The sequence below is a fragment of the Niallia tiangongensis genome, from assembly GCF_044704065.1.
Taxonomy (GTDB): Bacteria; Bacillota; Bacilli; order Bacillales; family Cytobacillaceae; genus Niallia; species Niallia tiangongensis.
In genome coordinates, this window is the sequence record NZ_CP162613.1 from 4,916,708 (window position 1) to 4,930,463 (window position 13,756).

The window sequence follows — 13,756 nt, forward strand, 5'->3', positions numbered from 1 at the left end:
AATTACCTTTCACCTATTAGACGGACAATAAATTCATTTGGCTTTATTTTTTATAAAAAATCACCCTGTCATTAAACAGGATGATTTACCTTAGATAAAGTATATCGTTAATTTGAAAAATCCTTTCAGTAATCCCTAATCTTTGTGCAGGGGTACGCTTTTCACCCTCAAGGCTTCACAAAAGTTATAAAAGGTACGAAGGATGGTTAAAGCATACTGTGTGCATGGATATAACTTTTACCATCGCCTCTTGCTGTAACAAGCGGTCTTTCTAATATCGACAGTCTTCTGCGAATTTGTTGCATAAAATTGTTCGTTGAATAGTCACTTACATTCAATACGAGATTGGCAATTTCCTTTGGCTCTAAAGAAGATAAATCCGTTTTACAGTCCACATAATAGAATCCTTTGTCCCTTGTTGGTATCGGGTGTTCAATTGGGGTTTCCGCCCATTTATGATGGTTTTCCGAGCCAACCATTAAACCTCCATTTCTTCTAACCCAAGTTGTTTAAGCAATCGCTTATTATTTCGTTTTTTCATAGCCCAATCAACAAACTCTTCGTCAGTAAGGATGTTCTTTAAGAATTCATCTACAACTTCACTTTCGGTATATTCACTGTACTCCGAAAACGCAGCTACAATGTTTCTTGTTTGTTCTGAGATAACCCAATTCACTCGCTCTGAATTAAGGTTTTTAGGCTTTATATAGTTGAATTTCTTCATCGGATTATTTCAATTCCTTTCTTTAAAATAACCATCCTTTTAACATATCTTTTAGCAGTAATTTTAGCACAACATTTTAACAGTGGACAACAACTATTGTCCTATTAAAAATTCATATGCTAATAGTACAGTTATTTCCAATGTTAATTCATCATAAACGTTTATTTGACAATCGAGTAGAGGGAAAAGTTAAGAACTTTCCGCCCCTCTCACACCACCGTACGTACGGTTCCGTATACGGCGGTTCAACTTATATTTCAGTGTGTACTTTTACGTATCGTTCTAAGGCAAAGGGGATTCCCCTTTGCCTTAGTCGCTTGTTAGACAAGGCTTTGTGTATAACTTTCGATAGGCCAATGAATCGGTAACCTTTCCTACAATATGTTAGGCCTTTGGCTTCTTCCTTCGGAATGCCAAGTTGAACAAGAGATTTAATTCTCTTCTTGTTGTTCTTCCACTGTTTCCAAATGATTACCCGAATTCTGGAGCGGACTTTTGCGTCTATGGAGCCAAGGATTTTCTTCATATTGGCTATCTTGAAGTAGTTAACCCAGCCGAAGATGACCTGTTTTAGCTTTACGATTCTGACATCTAATGAGATGCTCCAATTTCGTTTCGTAAGCTGTCGCAGTTTCCTTTGAAATTTCCGAATCGACTTTTCATGTGGCTTAGGTTGAAACTTCTGTTTGGTAGAATCATAATAAAACCCAAATCCCAGAAATTTCGTTTTACTTGGACGTGCGTTTCTGCTCTTTTCCAGATTCACCTTTAACCCTAATTTCTTTTCGATGAATTTTGAGATAGAAGTAAGTACCCTATTCGCTGCTTTTTCGCTTTTAACGAAGATAAGGCTATCATCTGCGTATCTAACGAAACGCAATCCCCTTGCTTCTAATTCCTTGTCCAACTCGTTCAACATAATGTTGCTTAGAAGGGGGCTAAGGTTGCCTCCTTGTGGTGTTCCAACTGGCGTGTCTTCATATTTACCACCCACCATCACGCCACTGACGAGATATTTCCTAATTAGGGAAATGACATCCCCATCTTTGATTGTTTGGGAGATGATTTTCATTAATTTATCGTGATGAACAGTATCAAAGAATCGCTCTAGGTCAATGTCTACTAACCATTCATGTCCGTCATTTACGTACTCTAATGCTTGAATGATTGCCATCTCACAATTTCTTCCCGGTCGGAAACCATAGCTGTATTCGCTGAATTGCTTTTCAAAGATTGGACTCAATTTCTGACTGATTGCTTGTTGTACCACTCGGTCGACAACCGTTGGGATTCCTAATTTGCGCTTTTTCCCGTTTTCTTTTGGGATTTCTACTCGTAGTGCGGGTGCTGGTTGGTATTTTCTTTTACGGATTTGAGAGCGAAGTTCATCTTTATGTTCTTTAAGATATTCCTTCAGTTCCTCCACACTCACTCCATCTATTCCGCTTGCACCTTTATTCCGATATACGCGCTTATAAGCCTGATTCATATTTTGGTTGCTTAAGATTTCTTCTAAAAGTTCCACACTCGTTTCTCCCTTTCCTCTCACGTGACGGTAAGACACTTCTCTTTTGAGTATCCTCTGAGATACGCTCATACTTTCCTCATTAACACATTCTGAAGTATATCTTCCGTGCATTCATGGTGTAGAAACACTATAAATTGTTCAGCCCTTCGTGATTTCTCACTACTATGGCTTCGGCTGACTTCTCACGATAAACCTTTTTCGACCAGCTTTCTTAATAGGGGACTCCTGAGCTGTCCGTGAGATCTCCCAGGGTAAGACAACTATCTTTCCTCTTTTACTCGCCTGATTTACTCCGTAGGATTACGCACACCTTTTAGGACTTTGACTTGTTATGTAGCCTTATCCTCCTACCAAGCCTTAGTATCAGATTTCTATTCGTCGAGCCAAGATTTTGATACACGCTTCCTTCAGCCCTTACCTCGCGATAAGTACCTTGCGCTTCTCTAGTGGTTAGTTGATGTGTACCTCCACAGTGGACTTTCACCACCTAGATAGTCGCCATGCCTGGCGCACATAAAAAAGCAGACCAAATCGCAATGCGAATTAGTCTGCCAATTGATGCTCTAATTGTAGTGTTTCTCTCCCTTATCGGAACCCGTTACCTCAAGGGTGTCCGTTTTTTGATTTAATTAATCTTCTTACTTCACCTATTAGGACGGTTTAATAACTATCCAATCCCTCATATCGGAAGTAAGCAAAGTCGGCGTGGGAGGCTGCTTTTTTATCCATATCGTGGACACCTATACCAATGAAATTACCTGTAAAACCTCCTGCTAAAAACAACAGGTCTTGACTGGTTCCTATTTCTTGCCAATCTTCCTCTTGGTCTGACCGGAAATAGAAATTTCCTATTGCACCATCCCCAATAACTTTTAAATATACTTCTTTTGATGTAATAGGGATGATACTTGGCTCTAATTGAAACACTCCTTGTTCACACCGCATAAACCGGATAACACGACCTTGTTCTTCATCAAAGGTTATGTAAGCATAAAGATAATTAGTATCGTTTAAATAAAGCATGAGTCCGGCCATTTGGTTATAGGTAGTAGGATGAAATTCAACTTTTGTTTCTGCAGAAAAGTGAAAGTCCTTTTGTCGGATTGCTAATAGATGATGCTCGAAAAGAGATTGAATGGATTCACCTGAAAACATACGTAAATAGCCTTTCCTACTTGTTAAATCACACCAAGATTCATCTGCTAAGATTCGCAACGTGTTCCACTCTTTTTTTAATGGACCTGTAAAATCATCCTCAAAATTAGTATCCTTTTTAAGAGCTACCGGTTCCTCTGTTATAATTTCTGTTAACAAACTAGGACCGTTTTCCCCTGTTACCAGTCTAATCCAGCCATCTTTTGTCCAGTAAACTTCTTCTATTGCTGTTTCTCTTCCTAGAATGGCTGCCTTTTTTTGCAAGGGGCGAGTTGCTAAATAAACCATATACCAATTTCCAAGTGGTGTCTGCACGATACTTCCATGACCTGAACATTGAAGGAGTGATTCTGGTTTATCACTGGCTGTCAGCATTGGATTTTTCGGGTCTAATTCATATGGACCCATTATTTCTTTTGAACGGCAAACCGTAACAGAATGACCTTTTCCAGTCCCTCCCTCTGCCGTTATTAAATAGTAGTAATCTCCATAGTGGTAGAGATGGGGCGCTTCGGTTTTAGCTAATTCTGTTCCATCAAAAATTTTATATACAGGACCGATTAACGCTTTTTTAGTTGGATTAAATTCTTGCATCACAATCCCTGCCGATTTATTTCCAGTTGTCATGCGATAATCCCATATCTCATTGAGCAGCCACTTACGCCCATCTTTATCATGAAATAAAGATGGATCAAAACCACTGCTATTTAAATAAACAGGTTCTGACCAAGGGCCATTTATCGTGGGGGCGGTAATCAAATAGTTATGAGAGTCCTTAAATGGCCTCTTCGTACTTTTTACATCTGTATAAATAAGATAGAATATCCCATCAGAATAGCTAATTTGTGGAGCCCATATACTGCCGTTTTGCGGATTTCCTCTTAAATCTACTTGGTCGGTTAGTACATCCGTTTCATGCTCCCAATTCACGAGATTGGAAGACTTATAGATACGAATACCTGGTAACCATTCGAAGGAAGATACTGCTATAAAATAGGTATCCTCTACTCTTATTATATTGGGGTCTGGATTAAACCCTCTCAATATCGGGTTTTTAATGGGAGTTCGGTACATAATGTTCTCCTCTCTTTGTAGAGCTAGCTACTTTTCGAAATAAACAGAAAGCTGCTGCTAGGAAAAAAAGAAACGCAATGGGAAAGGCAATAAATTGGGTACCGATTAAGGTTGAGAGTCCAGCAAACAGATAGAGTATAGCAGCCCACTTTGGAAAACGTTCTTTCCAAATGAAAGCCGTCGCAACCAATACGAGAACTAGTACAAGTAACAAAGTAATACCGAACCATATCGCCAAAGCATTCATTGCTTCCAAGCTATCATTTACATGACTGATAGAAACCCCCTCTTGAAGAATCGGAAATACCGTTTCTTTATAGGTCTCTTGATCCATAGAGGTCATCGTTAAAGAAAACCCTCCTAAAAAGATGATACAGAAAATAACACCCACCATACCAATGCTTACTTCCCATTTACGCTTCATGTTCTTCCGTCCCTTTCTACTTGGGTTCTATCTGAATCCAATCTAACTTTTTTATCAAATCCATTTGTTCATATACGTTGTCTTTTTCCTTATATGTTACGGTTTCTCGGTTCTCCTTCCGTCCCCAATCGTCCCATCTATCTGGATGAATATGAGCACCCATTCTACATTGAGAAAAAGTAACCTTCGCATAAGGTCTCCAAGGTCGGCCCAAATAAACATTCTCTACATTAGATTCTGCTGTTACATAGCAATGTGAAAAAGAGAATCCAATTTTTCCTTTTGGTGTACTTGCTGCCGTTATATACCCTGGCTGATCAGCTGGACGCTTAAGGGATTTCAATTCACAGTTTTCAAACAGGCCTTCTCCCCCACCAAAGATAAAATCCACTGTCCCTTCTATATAACAATGAATAAAGGATATTCGCTTATTTGGATATTCGTGCTTCATCTCAGGGGTTGAAAATGGAGAACCGTCCTTTTGCGCTGATGGCAAAGGTCCAAGGCAAATAGTATCTTGAAATCCTTTAAAGGAACTACTTTTAAAGACTATTTTGTTCCCTTCATTGTAGAGTGCCACTGCCTGCCCTACCGTTTCACCAGGTCCAGCATTATTTATAATTTCCACATTCTCTATCCATATATTTTCTGCATTGATAAAAAGTGTGGCTGTTTGAAAGGTTCCTATTTCTTTTCCCTCTACATCTACTTGACGAGCATGTTTATTTCCAATGATTCGAACAGTTCCGATTCCAATGAACTTCCTATTAGATTGATAGAGCAGGATATTTCCCTCATAATCACCACTTAAAAGAAGGAATGTTACAGCCTCTTCCATACCTGAACAATAATGGAGGGCTTCTTGTATACTCGTAAAATCACTACTTTCACTTTTTCCAATGACAAACTGTAACGGATTCTTCACAAATGCTTCTGCAGGAAGCTTTCCCATCGTTTCCTCATTTCCTTTGTCTCTTGATGACCACCTGTTACAATACACCCTTCCCAATTATCCTTTGCATGAAACGATTCATAAATAGTACCTAATTGTTCCTCCAGTAGAATGGCCCCTTCTATCGGACACATTCGGTCGTCTTTTCCAGTTAAGCTAAGGCGATATCTTGGTGCTATTAATGATTGCACCAACAAAGTAGAGAATTGCTTCAAAAATCCTGGTACGTAGTAATAATACCCATGATGATCTAAGCCACGTTTTTGCTTTAATGTTTCGATGTGTACCTGTGCAGCAATATCGACTGTTACTTTAATTCGTTCATCTAGTGCGGCAAGCCACCAGCTCATTAAACCGCCCATTGACATTCCAATGGTTGCTATTCTGGACTTATCCACATCTGGTCGTTTTACAAGATAATCTAAGAAGGAAATATTATCAAAAATCCGCATTCCCCAAAGCGCCCTTCCTTCTAAAAGCATCTCTTTCACCAATTCACTTTCTAATTTCCCTTTTCTTTCATTAAATCCCCACATATCAATGGAGCCAACAGCAAAACCTAAATCCGTTATTGCCTCAACAAAGGGAGGGGATTGTAAGTAGCTGCTGCTTTCTAGCAACTCCTCTTTCCCCTGATCAAAGTTCCCTCCATGCGAGTGGTTAAAAATAACGGTCGCTAGTGGCTCTTTCTGATTGATAGGCTTGGCAAAATAGGCAGGGACAGACTCTTCCTCATTTAGCTGCAGAATAAGACTTTCCAATATATAGTTCTTTCTTTTTTCTGTCTTAATTAATTGAGCTGTAATGTTGTTTGACTTTGGGTATTCACCTAATAGTTCTATTAGCTTTTGACGTGTCTCCCTCACTTTACGCCTTCACTTCCTTAATAAGCGCTTCTTCCTTCTTTGTATTTTTTGATTTGCAATAGATAACCTCTATATCCTCACAATTTTCCAGATAAAAAGCCGGCCCTTCATGATTTTCAATCGTAATCCGATTAAATAGTACATCTTTTGCAAAGCCAACATAGAAGCCGCGATTATTCATATCCTCTATTCCAGCCATCATTGCTGGTTTTCCAGGTATCGCATTCTCTGCCAAGGAGATATCAATTTGATTAAAGGTAAGCTCTGAGACATATTGCTCAGCAAGACCATAGATAAAGCCAGCTGAGGCATGAACTTTCCGGGCCGTAATATTAGCAAAATGTATCCGTCTAAACTTAGGTGTATCAACTGTTACAGGATATGGATTTTTATCCCAAACATATTTGTCCTTCCCTTTTGGACCACAGAAGTAATAAAGGTTTAAAATGAATGGGCAAATAACTCCGTCCATTACAATATTATCTACACGAATATCTTCTATCACACCTCCGCGTCCTCTTCTCGATTTCAACCGAATGCCACGGTCTGTATCCTGAAACACGCAATTATTAATGGTTACGTTCCGGATATCACCACTCATTTCACTTCCAAGCACGACTCCTCCATGCCCGTGAACCATCGTACAATTTGTAATCGTAATATTTTCACATGCTATTCGTTCTGCAGTGTCTTCCGTTCCTGCTTTGATTGCGATACAATCATCCCCTACATCGATATGACAATTACTAATTCTCACATTAGAACAAGATTCTGGGTCAATTCCATCTGTATTAGGAGAGTCTTTGGGATTCTTGATTGTAAGATTGTCTATTGTGATGTTTTGAGAGCAAATTGGATTAATTGTCCAGCTTGGAGAATTAATTAATGTTACATCTTTAATGGTAATATTTTCACATCCATCTAAACTAATGAGCTTGGGTCTAGGATAGGCAAGCTTCTCCCGTTCCTTACGAAAAATATGCCACCATTTCTCCCCATTCCCATTGATTGTTCCAAATCCTGTAATGGAAAGGTTGCGACTATTCTCTGCATATAAACAGGAAGCATAAACCTCTCTAGCTACTCCCTCCCACCTAGATGTGACAACGAAATAATCCTTTTGGTCATCTGAGAAGGTTAATTCTGCTCCTGCTGCCAAATGGAATTCCATATTATCTTTTAATAAAAGGGCACCTGTCAGAAATTCGCCTGGCGGAATAATGACTTTACCTCCGCCATTTTCAAATGCAGTATCTATTGCTTTTTGAATAGATGCTGTACATAGATTTCCGTCACTTTTTGCACCAAATTCGGTGATGATGTAATCATTCATTTTACAATCTCCTTATTCGTTAATTACTTCCTCCACTTCTACTAACGCCTGCAAAAATGCACCTAAACCCTTTTGGTCATTACAAATGATTGGTTCACTTATGTAATAAGTGTACGTCCCATCTCGCTTGTCTGCTCCTCCCAGTCCTGCTACCTGACAATTTTTATTTAAATTAACCCAGCCTTCTTTTGTCAGCAAAACAAATTCCTCTAATAAGCCTTGATAGCCTTTCTTTAATGGCTCTATCCATTCTTCTTTATTAAGATGACCTAAGCGAATTCCTTTTGCTATTGCACAAACGTACATACTGCTTGCAGATGCTTCTAAATAGTTTCCTTTTTCCCCCTGCTTATCGACGACCTGATACCATACACCACTTTTCTCATCTTGATATTTTAATAATGCCCTTAACGTGTCTGCTAATATTTTCTCTAAAAAAGAGCGATTAGGTGTATCTTCCGGGATAATTTCTAATGTATCCACTAGCGCTACCACATACCAGCCTATTGCTCTTCCCCAAAAATTCTCCGATAAACCAGTCTCTTTATTCGCCCACGGTTGCACCTTTTTCTCATCCCAAGCATGGTAAAGAAGCCCTGTCTTTTCATCTACTAAATGGTGATAGCTTACTTTAAATTGATGAAGGATATCATCAAGACCCTTTCCATCTTCGTATTCCATTTGATATTGTGCATAAAATGGTGCTCCCATGTATAATCCATCTGCCCAAATTTGGTATGGATAAATTTGTTTATGCCAAAAGACACCTTCAGAAGTTCTTGGGTGTTTTTCTAATTGAGACTTCAACAAATCAGCGGCTTTCCGATATTTATCCTCGCCTGTATCTTTAAACAGTTGAAATAATATTTTACCGTTATTAATATGGTCGATATTAAATTCGGATACCTCGTAGCCCTTTATCGATCCATTTTCTTGGATAAAACAGTCCATATTTTCCTTTATAAAATGAAAGTACCTTTCATCTCCGGTTCGTTTCCAAAGGCTTTCAAATCCTCTAAGAACAACTCCATAATCATAGGACCATTTTTTATTGTAGCCTTTATCTTCATATAAGCGCGGAAGTCTTTCCATGATGGAAAGAGCCGTTCTAGCTGACCAACTCATTTCTGCCATCCTTTTATTCCCCCATTTTATGTGGATTTTTTATTACTCTAGTTTTTTACTTACTCGCAAATATTTTTCAAGGTGAGCGTCTAGCTAAAATTTGCTTTCTTCTCACCTCGTTTTTTAATATGTTTTATTTATTTCTCCCTTATTTCGTTTGCTCATATGCTGCTTTGTACTCTTCTTTAATCGTATTACCGCCAGAATCTTCCCACGTTTTAACAGCTTTTTTGAAACCATCTAAATCAATTTCCCCTAATATATACTGATAAGTAGCATCTGTAATAATCTTTTGCAATTCCGATCCCTGCGATGTATTCGTAGGTGATTCTAAAGAATACGCAGGATTCAATACTGCATAATTAGCATTTTCCGCTATCATCTCATCAGCCAAAGCTTTAATAGGATTCGGGTCCTTTAACCCATATCCAGATTCCTTTGGTCTGGATGCTGCGAATGGCTGAACTTCCTGTGTCCATAAGTCTTGATTAATAATTTCATAGGCTCCATCATCTGTCAGTTTATAATGTAAATCCTCGATTCCATAGGTCATCAACGTATATATTTCAGGATCTAATAAGTCATTAACAAACTTGAGAACTCGCTTTAATTCTGCTTCGTCTTTTACTTCTGAGCGTGGGAAAGCTAATAATCCGCCAATTCCATTGTTTGCAGCCCATATAGCACGCTCTGGATTAGAATCTGAAACCATATCATTAACTAATGCTAGCTCCATATTATCTTGGATACCAGTTGCCATTGTTTGCAGATTTTTCGCGTCAAAAAGTGCGCCAATATAAATTCCTGCTTTTCCTTGTGCAAAGCTTTGCTGTTGGTCTGTTTTCGCTGTAACTGCAAAGTCTTTATTAATCCAGCTATTATCATAAAGCTCTTTCATATAATCCATTGTTTCCACATATCCTTCTGTTTCGAATTCAGGAATAAAGTTTCCACTTCCATCCATATCCCAAACGTTTGGCGTACCATAGTAAGAGCTCAATGTTTTAAATGCACCGTATATTAAATCGCTTCGATCAGCAAACCCTGTTGTATCATTTTTCCCATTACCATCAGGGTCGTCTTCTGTAAACGCTTTCGAAATTGTCATTAATTCATCCACTGTCTTAGGTAGATCCAAGCCTAAGTTATCAAGCCAATCTTTACGTAAAACAACACCATTCCGAGCTAAATCCTTCTGAAATGGAACTCCATAGAGTTTTCCTTCAATAGATGCTGAAACACGTACATCTTCCGAGATTTCTTTAAGATTTGGAAATTCATCTAAGTAGTCTTCTACATTCCAAAACATTCCTGATTTTAACGCATTACGCACGGAAGAGTTTTCCATAATGGTTAATGTAATGATGTCAGCTAAGGAATCAGAAGCTAAAGCTGTATTAATTCGTTCTTCCTTAGAAGCATCCGGAATCCAAGAAAATTTAATTTCCGTATTTGTTTTTTCTTCAATTTTATCTAAAACAGTATCTGTTGGCGGAGAGGCTGTGTGTAAAATATTTAACCAAGTTATTTCGGCTTTACTATTTTCATCGTATGTTCCAGATGATTGCTCCTTTTCCCCACTGCATCCTGCCAATAATAGCATACCTGCAAAACTAACGCTGGCTAACTTTGATAGTTTTTTCATTTATACGCTCCTTTGCAATTTGATATAAAGTTGTATCTTCTACGTCTTCTGCATTTTGTAATTCCATTCTTGTAAACACTTGATTGGCTGTCCAAGTAATCACATAGAATAGGAAACTAACACCGAAGAATGTGAGAATCCCAGGAAAAAATGTAATCGCCGCCCAATAAAGAGCACCTATTACAACAAACAACAACAAGGAATACTGTAAACAAGAAAAACCAAAGATAAAGGACATTTTTATTCGAAAGAATATTCCCTTCCAATTATAGTGAGCCATTAGCGGAAAGATATAAACGGCTGAAAGAAAGTAAAGAAGGGAAATGATCACTATGCTAACTTTCAAATACCAATTTGACACATATAGTAAGTCAATCACTAGCACATAACCGATTAGTGCATAGATCCAGCTTATAATCACGGATTCCTTAAAGGACTCTTTATAGTACTTCCAATAAGAAGAAAAAGTAGGGATACTAGTATTTCCTCTTACCCACTGCCTCATAATGCTAACTAGAGCATAGGTTGAGGGACCAACTCCCAATATCCCTAGTCCTAATAAAGTAAAGAACCACCAGAGGAAATTGATATATACCAGTTTTAGTATCGTTGTAAAAATCTGATTTATTTTTTCCACTGATTTTAACATCATATCCCTCCCCTTCTATATCCTAATAAACGCCGTCCTCTCCAAACTTTTTAGCTAATTTATTCGCAAGCATGACTAACACTAAGCCTACTATTCCCTTAAATAAACCAACAGCTGTACTAAAGCTTAACTGTCCATTCTTTAAACCTGCCGTATAAATATACGTATCAAATATTTCCGCAACACTTCTATTTAATGAATTTAATAATAGATACATATGTTCAAATCCTAAATCTAAAGTGCTGCCGATTTTTAAAATAAGTAAGGTAATAATTACTGGACGGATTGCCGGTAATGTTACATGCCATGTTTTTCTTAACCTACCTGCTCCATCCATCTCTGCTGCTTCATATAATTGCGTGTCAACAGCAGTAATGGCAGCAATATAAATAATGGTTGACCAGCCAAGTTCCTTCCATATAACTTGTGCCATATAAACTGTTCGCGTCCAATCAGGTGATGTTAAAAAGCTTACTTTCTCAAATCCAATTACCGCCAGCATTTCGTTAATTAAGCCACCATCTACATTTAAAAAGACATATGTAATGGAAACAATAATTACCCAGGACATAAAGTGAGGAATATAAATTAATGTCTGTACGCTTGATTTAAAGTATTTGTTTTTCACTTCATTTAACATAAGCGCTAAAATGATGGGCATTGGAAAGAAAATGAAAATATTTAAGGCAAACAAGATCAATGTGTTGCTTAAAAGCATGAAAAAGGTAGGCTCTGTAAATAAGCGGATAAAATGCTTCATCCCTGCCCAAGGACTTCCCATAATTCCTAAAAACGGCTGATAATCTTGAAAGGCAACGATCAATCCGCCCATTGGCAAATACTTAAAGAGTATAAAATAGAGAAAGCCAGGGAAAATCATTAAATAAAGCATTTTGTTTTTTTTGACATCTGCCCAAGTCTTCTGTCTTCTAATCCTTTTTTTTTGTTTCGTATTTAGCTCAGGAACTGGATGATCACTAGGCTTAATAATACTTTCCATTATTTACCCCCTTACTTTATGTGTGTATTGAAATTCTTACCTTAAGCATATTGAAAAAGTGAAATTACGTATATAATCATTATTTGATAACGCTTACAAACCTTGTGTTTCACAAGCTTTTTTCTGTTTAACCCAATGTAATGATAACTTTATCTGCTATATGATTATCTATCTCTCTAATACAATAAATAATCAAAAGGTAAGCGTTTTCACATTCTGTGATTCTGATTATATACGAAATAAAACGACAATGATAAGGTGTTTTTATAGTTATATACTGTAATAGGTTTTAGTAGAGCTTCTAGCAAAAGAAATGCTAAGACTAAAGTTTTGCAAACATCAAGCTAGAGGCTCCTGCAGAGGTTATAAAAAATAAAGGAGGATCTTTATGGAGAAAACACAAAAGAATAGGAAAATCACAAAAGGGGGACGGGCTTTTTCTATTATTAATGGAGCTATTTTGATCATCATTGCCTTAATTTGTTTTTTACCCTTCGTTAATGTTATAGCCAGCTCTTTTGCTTCCACACAGGAAGTTGTAGCTCGAAGATTTATTATGATTCCTCGAACCTTTTCATTAGATGCATACCGATATATTCTTTCAACTCCGACCATCTTTAAATCCTTAGCAGTATCTGTTGGAGTGACAGGAATTGGTACACTTGTAAGTATGGTATTAACATCCTTAATGGCCTATGGATTATCTCGTAAATATCTGAAAGGCAGAGGATTTCTTAACTTTCTTGTTGTTTTCTCCATGCTATTCAGTGGTGGAATGATTCCAACATTCTTAGTAGTAAAGGCCCTTGGTTTAATTGATTCTTACTGGTCACTAATCTTACCTGTAGCAATTAATGCGTTTAACTTAATCATTATGAGAAACTTTTTCCAAGCCCTGCCTGATAGTTTAGAAGAGTCAGCTAAAATGGACGGGTGCACTGATTTAGGCGTTTTTTGGAAGATTATGCTACCTTTAGCACTGCCATCTATTGCAACTATTTCTTTATTCTACGCTGTTACTTACTGGAATACGTACATGACTGCTATTCTCTACATTAACGACTCCACCAAGTGGCCAATTCAAGTCTTACTGCGCCAAATTGTTATAGTCTCAAGTGGGATGCAAGCAGAGGGCTCCTCTGTTGATGTGATTCCGCCTGCTCAAACGATTAAGATGGCAGTAATCGTTATTGCGACAGTGCCAATGCTTATTGCTTACCCATTTGTTCAAAAGTATTTTGTGAAAGGAGCATTGGTTGGATCTGTGAAAGGATAATGTTT

Annotated in this window: 12 protein-coding genes and 1 pseudogene; 1 reads left to right on the top strand and 12 read right to left on the bottom strand. The window is 37.8% G+C overall.

Annotated elements, in window-relative coordinates; all coding sequences use genetic code 11:
• Window positions 1-85 precede the first annotated feature (85 nt).
• The 12 genes and pseudogenes from AB3U99_RS23265 to AB3U99_RS23320 form a co-directional block, all read right to left on the bottom strand.
• A pseudogene (locus AB3U99_RS23265) lies at window positions 86-467 on the bottom strand (insertion element protein); the annotation flags it as partial.
• A gap of 11 nt (window positions 468-478) precedes the next feature.
• Window positions 479-724, bottom strand: coding sequence for a hypothetical protein (locus AB3U99_RS23270; RefSeq protein WP_400244283.1), 246 nt, complete (start codon window positions 722-724; stop codon window positions 479-481).
• A 250-nt stretch (window positions 725-974) separates the two neighbouring features.
• Entirely contained in the window at window positions 975-2,249 is a 1,275-nt protein-coding gene (gene ltrA / locus AB3U99_RS23275; RefSeq protein ID WP_400244284.1) for a group II intron reverse transcriptase/maturase, read from the bottom strand.
• Window positions 2,250-2,912: 663 nt separating this feature from the next.
• Window positions 2,913-4,481 (bottom strand): glycoside hydrolase family 43 protein, encoded by a 1,569-nt coding sequence (locus tag AB3U99_RS23280; protein WP_400244286.1) that lies wholly within the window; start codon window positions 4,479-4,481, stop codon window positions 2,913-2,915.
• Window positions 4,462-4,905: a hypothetical protein gene (locus tag AB3U99_RS23285; RefSeq protein WP_400244288.1), complete on the bottom strand. Its 444-nt coding sequence runs from the start codon at window positions 4,903-4,905 to the stop codon at window positions 4,462-4,464. The genes AB3U99_RS23280 and AB3U99_RS23285 overlap by 20 nt, the downstream gene beginning before the upstream one ends.
• A 16-nt stretch (window positions 4,906-4,921) precedes the next feature.
• Entirely contained in the window at window positions 4,922-5,857 is a 936-nt protein-coding gene (locus tag AB3U99_RS23290; RefSeq protein WP_400244289.1) for a pectinesterase family protein, read from the bottom strand.
• On the bottom strand, window positions 5,827-6,723 hold the full coding sequence (locus AB3U99_RS23295) for an alpha/beta hydrolase family protein (protein ID WP_400244290.1): 897 nt from the start codon (window positions 6,721-6,723) through the stop codon (window positions 5,827-5,829). The genes AB3U99_RS23290 and AB3U99_RS23295 overlap by 31 nt, the downstream gene beginning before the upstream one ends.
• Window position 6,724: 1 nt before the next feature.
• The gene (locus tag AB3U99_RS23300; RefSeq protein WP_400244292.1) at window positions 6,725-8,056 is read right to left on the bottom strand and encodes a glycoside hydrolase family 28 protein; all 1,332 of its coding nucleotides are present in this window, start codon (window positions 8,054-8,056) and stop codon (window positions 6,725-6,727) included.
• Window positions 8,057-8,068: 12 nt separating this feature from the next.
• Window positions 8,069-9,190, bottom strand: a complete 1,122-nt coding sequence (locus AB3U99_RS23305) for a glycoside hydrolase family 105 protein (RefSeq protein ID WP_400244294.1) — start codon at window positions 9,188-9,190, stop codon at window positions 8,069-8,071.
• Between the two features lie 139 nt (window positions 9,191-9,329).
• Window positions 9,330-10,826, bottom strand: a complete 1,497-nt coding sequence (locus AB3U99_RS23310) for an extracellular solute-binding protein (protein ID WP_400244295.1) — start codon at window positions 10,824-10,826, stop codon at window positions 9,330-9,332.
• On the bottom strand, window positions 10,795-11,475 hold the full coding sequence (locus AB3U99_RS23315; protein ID WP_400244297.1) for a YesL family protein: 681 nt from the start codon (window positions 11,473-11,475) through the stop codon (window positions 10,795-10,797). The genes AB3U99_RS23310 and AB3U99_RS23315 overlap by 32 nt, the downstream gene beginning before the upstream one ends.
• Window positions 11,476-11,497: 22 nt before the next feature.
• Window positions 11,498-12,367, bottom strand: a complete 870-nt coding sequence (locus tag AB3U99_RS23320) for an ABC transporter permease (RefSeq protein ID WP_400248167.1) — start codon at window positions 12,365-12,367, stop codon at window positions 11,498-11,500.
• A gap of 496 nt (window positions 12,368-12,863) precedes the next feature.
• Between AB3U99_RS23320 and AB3U99_RS23325 the strand changes: the two genes are divergently transcribed.
• On the top strand, window positions 12,864-13,751 hold the full coding sequence (locus AB3U99_RS23325; protein ID WP_400244299.1) for a carbohydrate ABC transporter permease: 888 nt from the start codon (window positions 12,864-12,866) through the stop codon (window positions 13,749-13,751).
• The last annotated feature ends 5 nt before the right edge of the window (window positions 13,752-13,756 follow it).